Raw genomic sequence first — 16,602 nt, 5'->3', positions numbered from 1 at the left:
CCGTCACCCAAGTTCCACGAGACTCGGGACATGCTCTTTCACTCGACACGGCCTGACTACCAAGTAATGGGCATCGCCGGGATGTGCCTGGCCGCCGAAACTCACCGCAACCCTTTGCGGGTCGATCTCGACGGCGCCGGTGGGGTGGCTGCCTCACCGGAGTTCAACTCCTATGTCGACGGGTTGTACCGGTTAGAGTTGGCGACGCACCGCCGTCTGTATCGGCTGTTCTACGGGCTGTGCGCCCATGTGGGCTTCGACCTCAGTAAGGATCCGCACTTATTCCACAGTCCCGATGACGTGGACCGGCGGGAGTTGTGACGGTGGCGACGAAATTCAGCTGCGGCCGAGGCCTTTTCGGTCACGACGATCGTGCGAGGTGGACGTATGGGTGACAAGATCAGGGTTGCCGCTGAGGAATTGGAAAAGCGGGCCCAGTGGATCAAGGGCAGAGATTGGCCGAAGGACATCCCGAAAGCCACTCCGCCGGACGGGTTGGGGTCGACGCAAACGGCGATCGCCAATCTCAACGCCTATGGGGAATGGTTACAGCAGTACACCGAAGCCACCAAGCAAGAAAGCATGCGCTTGGGCGAGACAATAGGTAGTTGCGCCCAGGCGTATAGGGAAGTCGACGAGGCGTCCCAAGATGCGATTGAACGATTGCAGCGGGTGGAGGCCGTGACAATTCGGCAGCCCGATACTCCTGCGCCGCAGTTGCCGCCGTCGCAGCCGCCGCCGCAGTCTGTTGTCGCCGATGGGGCCGCATCGGTGCCTGACACCGAGGAGATGCTGCACAACCCAGGTGACACCGCGTCACTGAACGACGCGGTGACGGCCGCGGAGAACGCGCAAACCGCCCTTAAGGCCGCCGCGCCCGACCCTGAGATAGGCGATTGGGAAGGCGACGCCGCGGATGCGGCGTTTGCGAAGTTCAACAAGTTCCGCGCCTGGATCGACGACCTCTCGGCGGCGTGGGGTAACTACGCCGACGCGGCGAGGGCCATCAGGGACGCCCACAACAAAGCGGTGACCGATCATCACCCGATCTATGAGGCGTACAAGTCCCTGGAAGACGCAATGGACGATGCGCTGGCGGGGACGACGCGCAATCAGGCTGACATCAACGCCATCGCCAAGGCCATGGAAGCCGAGCATCAGAAATCCGTTGAAGTCCGCGAAACGCTGGCGCGGGAGGAAAGCCCGGATATGCCGCCGGTGCCCAATCCGCCGTTCGGGCGGTCATCGGCGACAGGGCCGGGAACCCAAAGGAGTGGCGACGGCAGCCCCGGGGGCGGTGGCCCCGCGGGTGGGGCACCGCAGGATAAGCCGGCCGTATCACCGGCCAGCGCGGATACCGCTGCAGCACAACCGAAGTCGGGATCACCGGCCGGGGGTGGCGCACCATCCGGTGGCGGGGCGCCGTCTGGTGGTGGAGCTCCCTCTGGCGGCGCGCCAGGCGGGATGCCCGGTGGTCTGCCCGGTGGCGGCGATACCGGCCCGTCAAAGCTAGACGACCCCAGCCTCCAACCCGCCAGCTTCGGCGGTGGTGGCGGTGGTGCTGGCGCCGGTGGTGGAGGTGCCGGTGGTGGAGGTGCCGGTGGTGGTGGCGGTGGCTCGCCGGCCTCGCCCATGGGGCCAGCGGTCACCGCCGAAACGGTTGCGCCATCCCAACCCGGAGGTGGCGCCCGGGCCGGCGCGGCTCCGGGCGGCGCGTCGCCCGGCGGCGGCATGATGGGCGGCATGGGCCCGATGGGTGGCATGGGCCACGGCGCCCAGAACCAAGGCAAAGAGAAACGTCGCGACCCCAACCTCGCGCCCGACGAAGATCTCTACACCGAGGACCGTCCCTGGACCGAAGCTATTATCGGCCAGCGTCCCCGAAGCCAGCGAAAAGAAGCGCAGGACAGCACGGACAAGTAGGAGCCCCAGCTACCTCGGTGCCACAAATCCGACCGGCCCCGGCGAGATGCACACCGACAGCGCGGCGGTGTTCGCCCGCACGTTGATCACATTCCCGGCACCGGACAGCCGCACGTACACCCGGTTGAGGCCCGGCCGCACGGGCACCCTTGTCTCGCTTCCCTCGGAGAGCGACATGCTCAGTGAGCCCTCGGTGTTGGCAAGGTAGTTGATCTCCGCCGTCCAATCCGCCGGCAGCAGCGGCCCATCCAACGGCACACGCACCGGAAAATCGGGCTGGATGAAGTAGCCGCACTGCGGCGCCGGCCCCGGCGTGATCGCGCGCACCCACGTCACATGCGCATCCACCACATGTCCCTGCGCATTGATCATCCGCAGTTCCGTTGTCGTGCTAGCGAATTCAGGTCGATCGCGCAGCAGGGCAAACATGTGGCTCGCCAGATGCTCCGGCGCCACCACCCTCTGCAGGATCAACGGGTCCACTTCCTGATCCAACATCGGCGCCGACGACTCGGCATGTGCCGCCGCCAGCCCTGCCCGCGCATTCTGCAAGTAAGCCGGCACCGGGCTGTCCCGCCATATCGTGTAAAACGTCGCCGTCGAATACAGACTGCTCGCCACGAAAGCCCCTGTTGCACCGGCAATTACCGCCGTCCGCGCCCGCGACGCATTCAGCCAGTCGGATCCTGGGCGGTTCGGTGCGCACAATCCCACCGCCAACAGCAGCGCCAGCACCACGACAAGATCCGGCAAGTACCGCAGCGTCTGCGCCAACTCGAGTGCGGTGAACCTCGACGAGCGCAACAGATAGATCGGGATCTGGCATGCCACTGCATATCCCGCCGCCACCAGCCACACCGGCCAAATACGTTCCTTGCGAATCAGCGACACCGCGAATACCACCGCCAGCGCCACCCAGCCCAGCACCATCACCGCAAGACCCGGTGTCGCCCAAGGAGATGCCGGTGCCCAACGCTGCCAATCCCACGGCCCCCCAACCAGTCCCGGCACGATCCCGTGAGTGACCGACCTGCTCAACAGGTTCCACGTCATCGCCACGTCGAAGCTCCACCGCTTCTCGTCGACGACGATGAGATACACGACGACCCACGCCACGGTGAGTGCAAAAGACCACGCCCACAGCCGAAAACCACGCCGCCACACCACCGCAACGCCCGAGCCGTTCACATAGGACAACAACGCGACGACGGCAAACGCCACAAACGGAATCACCGCCGACTTCTCAAAGAACAGCAGCCCACCGAAATACACCAGCACACCAGTTACGGCATAGCGTTGATTCCCGTTGCGCACCAACAGAATCGCATCCGCGCACACCCACGCCAGCGCCGCCAGCATCGGCAGCGAGTTCAGCCCCGCCGCCCACCACGCGAACGCGGGCACACCCAATGGCGTGAACAATGCGAACGTCAGCGGCAGCAGCAGCACCGGCCGCCAGCCCAGGATGACGTACAACGCCCGCAGCAACGCCAGCGACGCCAACAGCTGCAGCACGACCAAGCTCACTGCCGGAAGGATCCAGTTCAGCGGTGCCAGCCGGCTGATGCCCCCCGCGACCAGGAACGCCGCCGGCATGACGTGGCCGTCGTGGTCGTCGAACAGATACCCCGGCGACAGCAGATTCTGCGTACCCGCGCGGCCGATCAGGATGAGGTCGTCCCAGTAGAAATAGCCGCCGAACGCCAGCACCCCACGGATCAGCAACTGCACCGCGATCAACGCGACGGCGGTGCGGGCGACCCAGTTCACGCTTGCCGACTGTACGGAAGCCGCACAGCTGCCGTCGGTATGGTGACCCCGTGCGAACACTGGTGACGGGAGCAGCAGGCTTCATCGGATCGACGCTGGTAGACCGCCTGCTCGCGGACGGACACACCGTCGTGGGCCTCGACGATCTCAGCACCGGCAGTGCCGCCAACCTGGCCAAAGCCGAACAGCACGCGGACTGCGACTTCGTCAAGGCCGATATCGTCGACGCCGACCTGATCGGCCTGCTCGCCGACGCCAAGCCCGAGGTCGTCTACCACCTGGCCGCCCAGATCTCCGTGCGCGTGTCCGTCGACGACCCGCCGTTCGACGCCTCGGTCAACGTGGTGGGCACCGTGCGCCTCGCCGAGGCCGCCCGCCGCGCCGGGGTGCGCAAAGTCATCCACACCTCCTCGGGCGGATCGATCTACGGCACCCCGCCGACCTACCCGACCAGCGAAGCCATCCCCACCGACCCCGCGTCGCCGTACGCGGCGGGCAAGGTCGCCGGCGAGGTCTACCTCAACACCTTCCGCAACCTCTACGGCCTGGACTGCTCGCACATCGCACCGGCCAACGTCTACGGCCCCCGCCAAGACCCGCACGGCGAGGCCGGCGTCGTCGCCATCTTCGCGAAGGCGCTGCTGGCTGGCCGCCCCACCAAGATCTTCGGCGACGGCACCGACACCCGCGACTACGTCTACGTCGACGATGTCGTCGACGCCTTCGTCAGAGCATCCGGCGACCAGGGCGGCGGGCAGCGGTTCAACGTCGGGACGGGGGTGGAAACCTCTGTGCGCCAACTCCATACGGCGATCGCCAAGGCCCTCGGCGCGCCCGACGATCCCGAATTTCACCCGCCGCGGCTCGGCGACCTGAAACGATCGTGCCTCGACATCAGCGCCGCCGAACAAGTGCTGGGGTGGCGGCCGCAGGTCACGCTCGACGACGGGATCGCCCGGACCGTCGCGTTCTTCCGCGACGTCCACGAGCAATCCGGATAAGTGGTATCGCCGGCGCCACCGCATTTCAGAGGCATATACCAATCGCTCCAGGTGCCAGTGTGGCCGTTGTGACGGCTGTGGCTATCGACGCGCCACTCAGCGCTCGTCGGGCACCTGCGCGTTCTGCAACGCGACTTCCCGCGCCAGCCGCGCGTACTTCAATTCGATGTCCTTGAACCGCATATAGGTGCTCAACGTGGTGAACGCGAACGCGACGATCAGCATGTAGGTGATGAGATCCGCTCCACGGTCTACGCCAAGCCAATTCGCGACGACGGTGGTGTCATCCGGCCGAAGAATCGCATAGATGCTGACGATCACGAACACGATGTAACCGACCTTCACCCACGCTTTCGACCGCGCGCTGCGGCGTGACCGCAACAGATAGACCAGCAGCGCCAGCACCGACGCGATCAGCAACACCTGGATCCAGTTCATCGGGATAGCCTCCCTCGCAGCAGTCCGTCGAAGAGGATGTTGACGCCGTTGAGCAGTGGCTGGCCCTTGGACTTCGCGTAGTCGGTGTAGAGAATCTCGACCGGCTCTTCGGTTACCCGCCAACCGTTTTCATACGCCAGCGCGATGAACTCACTGGCATGGCTCATGCCACTCATGGTGATGTTCAGCGCGTCGGCCACCGTCTTGTTGAACACCCGCAGCCCGTTGTGCGCGTCGGTCAAACCCAGCTTGCGGCTGTGCGGGCTCAGAGATGCCGCCAACCGCAACAATATTCGCTTCGCCACCGGCGTGCGGCTGACGACGCCGGCGAACCGGGTGCCGATCACCAGATCGACGTCCTCGGCGCTCAACCGGTCGATCATCCGGACGACGTCTTTGACCTGATGCTGGCCGTCGGCGTCGAACGTCACGAACACCTGCGCGCCGGGTTGACGGCGGGCGTACTCGACGCCGGTCTGGATCGCCGCGCCCTGGCCCAGATTCACCGGATGACGCACCACATGCGCGCCCGCCCGCAACGCGATGTCGCCGGTGCCGTCGCGGCTGCCGTCGTCCACACACACCACGTGAGCAAAAACGGAGCGAACGTCGGAGATGACGTCGCCGATGACGCTCGCCTCGTTGAAGGCGGGGACGACGATCCAAACGTCGTGGTAACGCATGTCGATGCGACTAAGTTACACGCCTGCTCAATGTCGCGGCCGACGCCGCTCCGTCAACCTGCGGGTCCTCTGGCAAGCGCGGCCAAGTGCACGGCGATTCCCACCAGCGGCCCGCACAGCAGCGCGACCACCGTGCGCGTCTCCAAGCTGACCGGCAGCAACAGCAGCAGCACCGACGCAACCGTCGCACCCACCCACCCCAGCGCATACGCCCGATGCAGCGCCGCCGCCACCGTCGCGGCCCCGGTCAACGTCAACAACGCGATCGCGACCGCCGCCGCCGTCAGCCACGCCAGCAGCGCTCCGTCGGCCCGGTATTCGGGCCCGAACGCCGCCCGCAACAGCCACGGCCCCAGCAACCCCGCGGCCACCACACCCACCAGCCCGAGGCCGACGACCACCGCGGCCGGTGCCACCAGCGCCCGCAACCGCTCGTCGCGCTGATCGACGAAATGGGCGATCAGATTGCCCTGCATCGCGGTCAGCGGCACCAGCAGCGGCGCCCGGGTCAACGTCACCGCCAGAATCACCACACCGCCCGCCGCTCCGAGATCGCCCGATGTCGCCTTGAGTAGCACCGGGAAACCCATCACCAGAATCGCGCTGGCGCCCGCGGCGGTGATCGAATGCGCCGCGCCGCGCAGGAAAGTCACCGCCCCGCCGGCGGTGAGCAGTCGCGCCGCCGCCCGGGCCGCCGGCGACGCGAGAACCATGAGCAGCCACGCCACCGCGCCTGCCACGGTGGCCCACAAATAGCCGACCAAACCCCACCCGACGACGAACGTCGCCGCCGCAACGGCCACCCTGATGCCGGCGTCGGTCACCATCAGCGATCCGTACTGGGTCCAGCGGTTCACCCCGGCCAGCATGCCGAGCAGCGTTGCGTGCACACAGAATCCGGCCAGCCCGACGCTCAACAAAACGACGCTGAGCCACGGTGATTCGACGAACACGTGCGACGACCACAGCGGCGAACTCCCCGCGATCACCAGTGCCGCAACGACACCGACCATCGCGGCCACCCGCATCGGGTGCGTCCGCGGCCCTACGGCAACGTCAGTGGACTGCGCCGACCGCACTTCGCGCGTGGCCTCCTGCAGCAGCCCGTTGGCGGCACCGGTGACCAGTCCGAATGCGCCCCAGAACACGCCGAACACCGAGAAGCCCTCCGGTTCCAGGTCGCGGGCGGCCAGATACAGCACCGCGTACCCGCACAGCGCGGTGAGCGCGGTGGCCACGCCGACGCGCGCGACGCTGCCGCGGGTGATCGGGCCCGTCGCGGGAGGACCGCCGACATCGGTCACAACGCCGGCACGTCCTTGGAATACAGCCACGCGTCCCACAGCCCGCGCAGCGAGTCGTCGGCGTAGTTGGCAGCCAATCCGGTGAAGTCGTCGGTCAGCACGGTGGCGTGACGGTACCGACTCGTCCAATCGCGCAGCAGCGCAAAGAATTTCTCGTCACCGATGCGGCCTCGCAAGACGTGCAGCGTCAGTGCGCCGCGCTTGTATACCCGGTCGTCGAACATGTCGCGCGGCCCGGGATCGGCCAGTAGCAGATCCTGCGGCGAGTCGAGCAGCCGCTGGTGGTAGTGACGCGCCCACTCGTCGGCGCTGCGGCCGCCGGAGTGCTCCGACCACAGCCACTCCGCGTAGCAGGCGAATCCCTCGTGCAGCCAGATGTCGCGCCAACGCCGCGCGGTCACCGAGTTGCCGAACCACTGGTGGGCCAGCTCGTGTGCGATCAGTCGCTCCGCGCTGCGGTGCCCGTCGCAGTGGTTGGCGCCGAAGATCGAGATCCCTTGCGCCTCAAGCGGTATCTCCAGATCATCGTCGGTGACCACGACCGTGTAGCCGGAGGCCAGCGGATACGGCCCGAACAGCTTGACGAACAGCTTCATCATCTGTGGCTGGCGCGCGAAGTCATGCTCGAAGTTGCGCCGCAGCCGGGCCGGTAGCGCGGCGCTGATCGGCACGCCGTTCTTGGCCAGCCGATGCGTGTCGTACATGCCGATCTGCAGCGTGATGAGATAGCTCGATGTCGGCTCGGCCAGCTCATAGGTCCACGTGGTCATCCCGGCGCGCGCCCGGCGGGACACCAACTCGCCGTTGGCGATCGCGCGATACGGGCCTTCGGTGCTGATCCGGATGCGGTAGCTGGCCTTCGAGCTGGGGTGGTCGTCGCAGGGAAACCATGACGCCGCGCCGTTGGGCTGCCCCGCGACCAGCGCCCCGTTGGTCAGCTCCTCGAAACCGACGTCGCCCCAATAGGATCTGATGGGCCGAGGGGATCCGCTGTAGCGCACGACGATGGTCATCGCGGCCCCGGCCGGAAGCGGGGAGGACAACCCGATGTGCAGTTTTCCTGCCGCGCAGCTGAACTGGGAGGGGCGGCGGCCGTTCACCGACACTTTGCTCACCGTGAGGGCGTCCGAGAGATCCAGCGTGAACGTGCGCAGCGCCGCCAACGTCACCGCGGTGATGGTCGCAGTGCCGGACAGCCGGTTGATGGCGACCTTGTATTCCAGGTCCAGTTCGTAGCGCGACACCCGGTAGCCGAAGTTGCCGTTGCCCGGTAGGTACGGGTCGATGACGGGAGCAGTTGAAGCCTTCTTCTTGGATCTCGTCACGCGGCGGATTCCTTGGGCGCCTTGTCGGCCCGGGTGTCGCGGTGCTTCTTGCGGAACACGTTCCACGGCGCGATCGGGTTGCCTTGCCAGCGGGTCGACGGCGGGACTTCGTCGCCGCGCATCACCAGTGACGCGGGGCCGACGGTCGCGCCGGCGCCCAACCGCGCCGCGGGTAGCGCCACACAGTGCGGCCCCAGCGTCGCACCCTGCTCGAGCACCACGGTGTCCATCCGCATGATGCGGTCGTGGAACAGATGCGTCTGCACCACGCAACCGCGGTTGACGGTGGCGCCCTCGCCGAGGGTGACCAGGTCCGCCTCGGGCAACCAGTATGTCTCGCACCAGACGCCGCGCCCGATCTTCGCCCCCAGCGCCCGTAGCCAGAGATTCATCACCGGGGTGCCGCTGGCCGCACGTGCGAACCACGGGGCGGCGACGGTCTCGACGAAGGTGTCCGACACCTCGTTGCGCCAGACGAACGCCGACCACAGTGGATGTTCGATCGCCCGAATCCGCCCGACCACAACCCATTTCGCGATGACCGCGACCGCACCCGCGAGAGCCCCTGCGGCCAGCAGCACCACACCGCCGCCGAGCGCCGCCCACAGCCAGCCGAACGAGACCGCCAGCCATTGCAGCGCGAACAACACTGCGACGCCGATCGTGAACGTCACCATCACCGGTATCAGCCGGCACGTTTCAACCGCCGAGCGCATCAACTTCAGCCGCAGTGGCGGGTGGAAGGTGCGCAAGGCGTCGGCCGCAGTGGGCTTGCGGCGCAACCGGACCGGCGGACTGCCCAACCACGACGAGCCCTTCTTCGCCTTGTGTGGTGCTGCCGAGAGCACGGCGACCAGACCGTCGTCGGGCACCTTGCGGCCGGGCTGGGTGATGCCCGAATTGCCGAGGAATGCGCGCTTGCCGATGGTCGCCGGGGCGACGTGAATCCAGCCGCCGCCCAGCTCGTAGGACGCCACCATGGTGTCGTCTGCGAGGAATGCCCCGTCCTGCACGACGGTGAACTTCGGGGTCAGCAGCGCGGTCGAAATCTCGGTGCCCTGACCGACTTTCGCGCCCAACGCGCGCAACCACCACGGTGTCAGCAGGCTGGCGTACAGCGGGAACAAGTAGTTGCGGGCGGCGTCCATCAGCCGTTCGGTGGCCCACACCTGCCAGCCCACGCGGCTGCGCACCGGGTGATAGCCCTCACGCAGCCACAGTGCCAATGTCCGCACCCCGAGGATCGTCAACCCCGCGTAAGTGATCAGCGCCGCCAGCGTCGCGACCGGCGTCCACAGCGCGGCGGGCAGGATGGCAGCGGTCAACGAGGTGGCGTCGCGAACACCCCAGCCGATCACCACCAGACCAACGGCCAATGCCACCAACGGCAATCCGCTCAACACCACCGACGTCAGCCCGTACACCGCGACCCACAGCGGTGCCCGGCGCGGTCGGTGATCGGGCCAGGGATGGCGCGCCTTGCCGGACTTCACCGCGGGCGAGCCCTTCCAGTACTGGCCGCTCTTCACCTTGCCCACGACGCCGGAACCCGGTGCGACGTCCGCGTTCTTGCCGACGACGGACCCAGGCAGCAGCGTGGTGCGGGCACCGACGGTCGCGTCGTTGCCGACGGTGATCGGGCCGACGTGAAAGCGGTCGCCGTCGATCCAATGGCCGGACAGGTCGACCTCGGGCTCGATGGAACAGCGATGGCCCAGCGTCAGCATGCCCGTCACCGGCGGCGTCGAATGCAGGTCGACACCCTTACCGACCTTGTTGCCCAGCGCGCGGGCGTAGTACACCAGCCACGGCGCCCCGGCCAGATTCTCCGCGCCGCTGGCCTCGGCCAGCCGTTCGGCCAGCCACACCCGCAGGTGCACCGAGCCGCCGCGGCGATACGTGCCCGGCTGCAGACCGGTGAGCAGCATGCGGGCGAACAGCACCGCGATGCCCATCCGGCCCAGCGGTGTCACGAACAGCAGGAAGCCGCCGAGGATCCACCACCAGTTCACGCTGACCAGCCACGGCATCGGGCGCACGGCGTTGACGACGTTGTTGACCAGCGCCAGCCACACCACCCACTGCAAACCGGTCAACGTGGCCAGCGGCAACGACAATGCCAGCTGAACCGCCTGCGTCCACCGCGAAACAGGCTTCACCACACGGGTTTTCACCTGCGGCGGCGGGTCGAGGTCGTCGAGGAATCCGGCCAGCGAGCCCAGCCGTGGGTGGTCGTAGAGATCGGCGACTGTCACCTGCGGGTAGCGCTGCCGCAGCGCCGCGACGAGTTGAGCCGCCGACAGCGAGCCGCCGCCCAGTGCGAAGAAGTCCGCTTCGGGCCCGTCGACCGCGGCGCCCAGCACGTCGCGCCACAACCCGGCCAGCCAGCCCGCCGTGCCGGCCAGCTCCGGAACGTCGTCCTCCGCGACCGGCCACGGCAGCGCGTCGCGGTCCACCTTGCCCGAGGTGCGGGTCGGCAGTTCGTCGACGAGCACCAGCCGCGGCACCAGCGCGGCGGGCAGCGTCTCGGCAAGCGCGGCGCGCGCCGCCGCCACGTCGAACTCGGGGTCGGCACTGGCGACGTATCCAACCAACAGCGGGGCGCCGCTGGCGGTATGCCGAACCGCGGCCGCCCCACCGGACACACCCGGCAGGTTCACCAGCGCGGCGTCCACTTCGCCCAACTCGATGCGACGTCCACCGACCTTGACCTGGTCGTCGGCGCGGCCCATGAAGTACAGGCCGTCGGATTCCAGACGCACCAGATCGCCGCTGCGATACGCGCGGTCCCAGCCCAGCGTCGGCATCGCGGCGTATTTCTCGGCGTCCTTGTCGGGGTCGAGATAGCGGGCCAGACCGACCCCGCCGATGACGAGTTCGCCGACCTCGCCGTTGCCGACGGGCACGCCGTTGCGGTCGACCACCGCCAGATCCCAGCCCGGCAGCGGCAACCCGATGCTGACCGGGCCGCGACCGTCGAGCTTGGCCGCGCACGCCACCACCGTGGCCTCTGTGGGGCCGTAGGTGTTCCACACCTCGCGACCGTCGACCGCCAGTCGCGCCGCCAGCTCCGGCGGGCAGGCCTCGCCGCCGAAAATCAACAGCCGCACCGCTTCCAACGCCTCGGCGGGCCACAGCGCCGCCAACGTCGGCACCGTCGACACGATGGTGATGTCGCGGGATACCAGCCACGGGCCCAGGTCCATCCCGCTGCGTACCAGCGATCGCGGCGCCGGCACCAGGCAGGCGCCGTGCCGCCAGGCCAGCCACATCTCCTCACACGACGCGTCGAACGCCACCGACAACCCGGCCAGCACGCGATCGCCCGGCCCAATCGGGTTGTGCTGCAGAAACATCTGCGCTTCGGCGTCGACGAATGCGGCGGCGCTGCGATGCATCACCGCGACACCCTTCGGCGTGCCGGTGGACCCGGACGTGAAGATGATCCACGCGTCGTCGCGCGCCAACGGGCGTGCGGCGCGCCAGCCGCGGGAGGCGCCGGCCGCGCGGATGAGTCCCTGCTCGGTGATCACCGCCACCACACCCGCTTCGCCGAACACCAGCGCCGCCCGCTCGTCGGGATCGTCGGCGTCGACGGGCACGTACGCGGCACCGGTGGCCAGCGTCGCGAGAATCGCCACGTACAGCGCGTAACTGCCCGACGGCATCCGGATGCCGATGCGGTCGCCGCGGCCGATGCCCCGGGCGGCCAGCCACGCGACGGATTCCTCGATGTCGGCGATCAGCTCGCCGTAGGTGAGTTGCACGGTGCCGTCGTCGATGGCCGGCGCGTCGGGATAGCGCGCGGCGGTGTCGTAGAGGATGTCGACGAGCGTGCGTGGTTCGGGGGCGTATGGCGACAGCACGTACTGAGCCGGAACGTCGGTCACAGAATCCCCAGCCACGCATACAACGTACTAAGCGGGTTGCCTGTCAGCGCGGCGCCGAGACGGGTGTCGCGGATCGGCCCACCGGCGCGCGACTTCGCCACAATGGTGGTGGTGAGGAGTTGCGACCATGGAATGGTTCACGGCACCCGAGTACTGGTTCGGCCGGCTGGTACTGGAACGCGGCCTTGCCGCCCTCTACCTCATCGCCTTCGTCGCCGCCGCCCGCCAATTCCGCGCCCTGATCGGCGAGCACGGCATGCAGCCCATCCCGCGGTTCCTGCAACTGCAGTCTTTCCGCCAGGCGCCCAGCATCTTCTATCTGCACTACTCCGACCGCTTCTTCGCGGCGGTGTCCTGGGTGGGCGCGGCGCTGTCGGCGACGATCGTTGCCGGGCTGGCCGACGTCGTGCCGCTGTNGGCGCCCAGCATCTTCTATCTGCACTACTCCGACCGCTTCTTCGCGGCGGTGTCCTGGGTGGGCGCGGCGCTGTCGGCGACGATCGTTGCCGGGCTGGCCGACGTCGTGCCGCTGTGGGCGGCGATGCTGATGTGGCTGGTGCTGTGGGTGCTTTACCTGTCCATCGTCAACGTCGGGCAGTCGTGGTACTCGTTCGGCTGGGAGGTCTTGCTGCTCGAGGCCGGTTTCCTCGCGATCTTCCTGGGTAATGACAGCGTCGCTCCGCCGGTGCTGACGATGTATCTGGCGTGGTGGCTGCTTTTCCGCGTCGAGTTCGGCGCCGGACTGATCAAGATGCGCGGCGACCGGTGCTGGCGCGACCTGACGTGCCTGTACTACCACCATGAAACGCAGCCGATGCCCGGTCCGCTGAGCTGGTTCTTCCACCATCTGCCCAAGCCACTGCATCGCGTCGAGGTGGCGGGCAACCACTTCGCCCAACTCGTGGTGCCGTTCGGGTTGTTCGCGCCTCAACCGGTGTCGAGCATCGCCGCGGCGATCATCATCGTCACCCAGCTGTGGCTGGTGATTTCGGGCAATTTCGCCTGGCTGAACTGGATCACCATCGTGTTGGCGTGCAGCGCCATCTCCAATCCCGTTGCGTCGCAGTTCCTTCCAGTGCCACAGGACCCCGCGCTGCCCGATCCGCCGGCCTGGTTTGTCGTGCTGGTGATCGCCTTCACGGTGCTCGTCGCGTTCCTGAGCTACTGGCCGGTGCGCAACATGTTGTCGCACCACCAACGGATGAACCTGTCGTTCAACCCGTTCCGGCTCGTCAACACCTACGGGGCGTTCGGCAGCGTCGGCCGGACACGCTTCGAAGTCGTGGTGGAGGGCACCGATGAACCGGAGATCACCGAAGAGACCGTGTGGAAGGAATACGAGTTCAAAGGCAAGCCCGGCTCGGTGCGTCGGGTCCCGCGGCAATGGGCGCCCTACCACCTGCGCCTGGACTGGCTGATGTGGTTCGCCGCCATCTCGCCGGCATACGCCGAGGGTTGGCTGGGTCCGTTCATCGTGCGTCTTCTGAAGAACGACCGGGCGACGCTGCGCCTGCTGCGGCACAATCCGTTCCCCGACGAGCCCCCGCGCTTCGTGCGTGCGCTGTTCTACCGGTACCGCTTCACCACCTGGCAAGAGCTACGGCACGACCGGGCATGGTGGCACCGCACGCTGGTGGGGGAGTACCTGCTGCCGGTGGCGCTCGCGAAAACGGCTCAGCCACCCAAGGCCGGTGACTGAAATATGCATCGATCACAATAGGTTATCTATTAAAGAAGCATAGATTGCTTGGAGGTGACGACGATGTTTGGGCTCGACCCATACTTCCGTGACCTTGACCGTCTTACCGATTGGCTGTGGGGAACCGCGGCGGGCACCCCGTCCCGCCCGTTGACGATGCCGATGGATGTTTGGCGCGAGGGTGAGAAGTTCGTGGCGGAGTTCGACCTGCCCGGTATTTCCGAGGACTCGCTGGACGTGAGCGTCGAGGGCGACGCGGTGACGGTCCGCGCCGAGCGGCCCGACGCGGGCGACGACCGCACCCGGTTGGTTGCCGAGCGCCCCGTCGGGATGTTCACGCGGCGGCTGCAGTTGGACAGCCGGATCGATGTCGACAAGGTCAGAGCCGACTACAGCGATGGGGTGCTGCGCGTGACGCTGCCGTTGGCAGAGGCGGCCAAACCGCGCAAGATCGCCGTCGTACCAGGATTGCGGGAGGCAATCAGCGCCTGACGAGGCTTGCGGGACCTTGGGGCCGCTCACCCAACCGACCGCGGAGCGGCCCCGCCCCTTGCCGTGATCGTTGGGGATGTGGCCATGCAGATTGATCAGCCCGGAATCCTTCAGGTGTCCAAGGCGATGGTCGATGACCACTGCGTGCTCACGGTGCGAGGTGTGCTCGACAGCAACACCTATCTTTCCTTGCGCGACACCATCATTGGGGCGGCCTTGAGCCGGCCCCTCGCGGTCATCGTGGACGTCAACGAGCTGTCGGTGCCGGCCACCTCCGCGTGGACCGTGTTCAGCAGCGCCCGCTGGCATGTCAGCCGCTGGCCCGACGTCCCCGTGGCGCTCGTCTGCTATCGCCACCGTTATCGTCGAGAAGCATTGGCGGACAGCAAGATCAGTCGCCACGTCCCGGTGCATCCGACGGTCGAGTCAGCGATTGCGCAGGTGTCGCGGACCGGGCGGCACCGCTATCGCCTGCACGCCCGTGCCGAGCTGATGCGCGGTCAGCCGAGCATCTGGCGGGCGTGTGAACTGACGGCCGAATGGCTGCGGGCGTGGTCCAAACCCGAACTCATCCCGGCGGTGCGGTCGGTGGCGGCGGTGCTGGTGGAAAACGCCGTCGCGCACGCCGGTGGCGCGGTGGCGATCCGGCTGGAGACCGACGGGTCATCGGTGATCGTCGCCGTCGAGGACACCAGCAGCGCCGTCGCGATCCGGCGCGAAGCCAGCGCCACCCGGGGCCGCATCGGCGGTCTGGAAGTGGTGGCGGCGGTCTGCGACGCATGGGGCAACGCGCCGACAACCACGGGTAAGACGGTGTGGGCGCTCATTTCTCGGACGGCCGACGTCTGAGCGCGTCACCAATTGTCGTAGCCGCCCTCCGGGCCGAGCATGCGGTCCAATCGCGTGCGGTTGATCTTGGCCAACTCATTGCGCACGATCTTGCGCTCGGTGTCGCGGTCGTTGTGCAGACGGTCGGTCATCGCCGCGAGTACGTCGTCGGCGCTGTAGCCGTTGACGAACATCACGAAGCCGAAACCGAAATGCTCCAGGTAGCGCGCGGCGGCGCCCTCCAGCGCGGCCATCATCTCCGGACGCTCGTCGAACACCGCACACTGCTCGGCCCGTGACTTCTCGCTGCCCGGCCTGCGGCCGATGTCGGGATAGGCCTGCAGGATCGAGTCGATGGAATCCTCGCCCAGCGCGAACAGCAGCGCGTCGGCGCGCCGGAACAACTGGTCATGGTTGGCATACGGGCGCCCACGCGCCAGATCGGCGGCCAGCGACACGCTGTAGCAGCATTCGTAGACCGCGTGCACCGCGCGCTGCAACGGCATTTTGTTGTATGCGTCCAGACCGATGCCTTGATGCAACAACACACCGCAATGATCGAACCCGCAGAGAACGTGGGCGTTACGGCGTGTTACAGCGGCGCAAAATCCTCTAAGGGGTTGATTACTCGCACCTGGCGCGAGCAATCAACCCCTTAACGCATTGAGAGCTCAGTGGCCAGAGCTTTTGAAGCGCTCCAGCGACCGCTGCACCTCGGCTTCGGCCTCGGCGCGGCCCACCCAGTCGGCGGCCTCGACGAACTTGCCCGGCTCGAGGTCCTTGTAATGCACGAAGAAGTGCTTGATCGCGTCCAGCTCGTACGACGAGACGTCGTCGATCTCCTTGATGTGGTCCCAGCGCACGTCGCCCGCGGGCACGCACAGCACCTTGTCGTCACCGCCGGCGTCGTCGACCATCTTGAACATTCCGACCGGGCGCGCCTCCACGAGGCATCCGGGGAACACCGGCTCGGGCAGCAGCACCAGAGCGTCGAGCGGATCGCCGTCCTCGCCGAGGGTGTGCTCGATGAACCCGTAGTCGGTGGGATACCCCATCGCGGTGTACAGGTAGCGGTCGAGTTTGACCCGCCCGGTTTCGTGGTCTACCTCGTACTTGTTGCGTGAACCCTTCGTGATCTCGATCACTACGTCGAACTGCACCGCCGCGGCTCCTTGCCCTGTGCTCCGGTCTGGGGGACGGGGGTAACCCTAATTGAGCGATACGCTGCTTTACGGGGGAGGTTCGGCAG

General features: G+C 67.2%; 14 protein-coding genes. 6 read left to right on the top strand and 8 right to left on the bottom strand.

Features of this window, described 5'->3' with window-relative positions; all coding sequences use genetic code 11:
• Together CWS39_RS04640 and CWS39_RS30000 are read left to right on the top strand one after the other, a co-directional pair.
• On the top strand, window positions 1-321 hold a 321-nt coding region (locus tag CWS39_RS04640), incomplete at its 5' end, for a hypothetical protein (protein WP_233213356.1).
• A 66-nt stretch (window positions 322-387) separates the two neighbouring features.
• The gene (locus tag CWS39_RS30000; RefSeq protein ID WP_158240318.1) at window positions 388-1,923 is read left to right on the top strand and encodes a PPE domain-containing protein; all 1,536 of its coding nucleotides are present in this window, start codon (window positions 388-390) and stop codon (window positions 1,921-1,923) included.
• A 9-nt stretch (window positions 1,924-1,932) separates the two neighbouring features.
• On the opposite strand, the gene CWS39_RS04630 is transcribed toward CWS39_RS30000, so the two are convergent.
• Entirely contained in the window at window positions 1,933-3,693 is a 1,761-nt protein-coding gene (locus CWS39_RS04630; protein ID WP_102141716.1) for a hypothetical protein, read from the bottom strand.
• Window positions 3,694-3,743: 50 nt separating this feature from the next.
• Between CWS39_RS04630 and CWS39_RS04625 the strand changes: the two genes are divergently transcribed.
• A complete protein-coding gene (locus CWS39_RS04625) occupies window positions 3,744-4,694 on the top strand; it encodes an NAD-dependent epimerase/dehydratase family protein (RefSeq protein WP_102141715.1) in 951 nt (316 codons plus the stop codon).
• A gap of 96 nt (window positions 4,695-4,790) precedes the next feature.
• On the opposite strand, the gene CWS39_RS04620 is transcribed toward CWS39_RS04625, so the two are convergent.
• Genes CWS39_RS04620 through CWS39_RS04600 form a run of 5 tightly spaced genes read right to left on the bottom strand, consistent with a single transcriptional unit; the run spans window position 4,791 to window position 12,349 of the window.
• Window positions 4,791-5,132 (bottom strand): DUF2304 domain-containing protein, encoded by a 342-nt coding sequence (locus CWS39_RS04620; RefSeq protein ID WP_102141714.1) that lies wholly within the window; start codon window positions 5,130-5,132, stop codon window positions 4,791-4,793.
• Window positions 5,129-5,815, bottom strand: a complete 687-nt coding sequence (locus CWS39_RS04615) for a glycosyltransferase family 2 protein (protein ID WP_102141713.1) — start codon at window positions 5,813-5,815, stop codon at window positions 5,129-5,131. The genes CWS39_RS04620 and CWS39_RS04615 overlap by 4 nt, the downstream gene beginning before the upstream one ends.
• 53 nt (window positions 5,816-5,868) lie before the next feature.
• Window positions 5,869-7,158 (bottom strand): hypothetical protein, encoded by a 1,290-nt coding sequence (locus CWS39_RS04610; RefSeq protein ID WP_199177957.1) that lies wholly within the window; start codon window positions 7,156-7,158, stop codon window positions 5,869-5,871.
• Complete coding sequence (locus CWS39_RS04605) at window positions 7,116-8,444, bottom strand: M1 family metallopeptidase (protein WP_102141711.1); 1,329 nt, start codon at window positions 8,442-8,444, stop codon at window positions 7,116-7,118. The genes CWS39_RS04610 and CWS39_RS04605 overlap by 43 nt, the downstream gene beginning before the upstream one ends.
• Window positions 8,441-12,349 carry a Pls/PosA family non-ribosomal peptide synthetase gene (locus CWS39_RS04600; RefSeq protein WP_102141710.1) on the bottom strand — a complete coding sequence of 1,303 codons (3,909 nt, stop codon included), beginning with the start codon at window positions 12,347-12,349 and terminating at the stop codon, window positions 8,441-8,443. Before CWS39_RS04600 ends, CWS39_RS04605 begins: the two co-directional genes overlap by 4 nt.
• A 112-nt stretch (window positions 12,350-12,461) precedes the next feature.
• Between CWS39_RS04600 and CWS39_RS04595 the strand changes: the two genes are divergently transcribed.
• The 3 genes from CWS39_RS04595 (at window position 12,462) to CWS39_RS04585 (ending at window position 15,374) form a co-directional block, all read left to right on the top strand.
• Complete coding sequence (locus tag CWS39_RS04595) at window positions 12,462-14,033, top strand: lipase maturation factor family protein (RefSeq protein WP_233213355.1); 1,572 nt, start codon at window positions 12,462-12,464, stop codon at window positions 14,031-14,033.
• Window positions 14,034-14,087: 54 nt separating this feature from the next.
• On the top strand, window positions 14,088-14,525 hold the full coding sequence (locus CWS39_RS04590; RefSeq protein WP_431306084.1) for an Hsp20/alpha crystallin family protein: 438 nt from the start codon (window positions 14,088-14,090) through the stop codon (window positions 14,523-14,525).
• Window positions 14,526-14,609: 84 nt separating this feature from the next.
• Window positions 14,610-15,374: an STAS domain-containing protein gene (locus CWS39_RS04585; protein ID WP_233213354.1), complete on the top strand. Its 765-nt coding sequence runs from the start codon at window positions 14,610-14,612 to the stop codon at window positions 15,372-15,374.
• A 5-nt stretch (window positions 15,375-15,379) separates the two neighbouring features.
• Here CWS39_RS04585 and CWS39_RS04580 read toward each other — a convergent pair whose 3' ends face one another.
• Both CWS39_RS04580 and CWS39_RS04575 read right to left on the bottom strand, forming a co-directional pair.
• Entirely contained in the window at window positions 15,380-15,901 is a 522-nt protein-coding gene (locus CWS39_RS04580) for a 2-oxo-4-hydroxy-4-carboxy-5-ureidoimidazoline decarboxylase (protein ID WP_102141708.1), read from the bottom strand.
• A 123-nt stretch (window positions 15,902-16,024) separates the two neighbouring features.
• A complete protein-coding gene (locus CWS39_RS04575; RefSeq protein WP_102141707.1) occupies window positions 16,025-16,513 on the bottom strand; it encodes an inorganic diphosphatase in 489 nt (162 codons plus the stop codon).
• Window positions 16,514-16,602 lie beyond the last annotated feature (89 nt).

Origin of the sequence: Mycobacterium hubeiense, assembly GCF_002838065.1 — a bacterium.
Classification (GTDB): domain Bacteria; phylum Actinomycetota; class Actinomycetes; order Mycobacteriales; family Mycobacteriaceae; genus Mycobacterium; species Mycobacterium hubeiense.
This window is presented reverse-complemented; position numbering and strand designations above follow the sequence as displayed.

What these genes read in the sequence shown, in the direction of transcription:
- CWS39_RS30000 (WP_158240318.1), top strand. Translation starts at nt 388, where the DNA reads ATGGGTGACAAGATCAGGGTTGCCGCTGAGGAATTGGAAAAGCGGGCC.
- CWS39_RS04620 (WP_102141714.1), bottom strand. Translation starts at nt 5,132, where the DNA reads ATGAACTGGATCCAGGTGTTGCTGATCGCGTCGGTGCTGGCGCTGCTG.
- CWS39_RS04615 (WP_102141713.1), bottom strand. Translation starts at nt 5,815, where the DNA reads ATGCGTTACCACGACGTTTGGATCGTCGTCCCCGCCTTCAACGAGGCG.
- CWS39_RS04585 (WP_233213354.1), top strand. Translation starts at nt 14,610, where the DNA reads ATGCAGATTGATCAGCCCGGAATCCTTCAGGTGTCCAAGGCGATGGTC.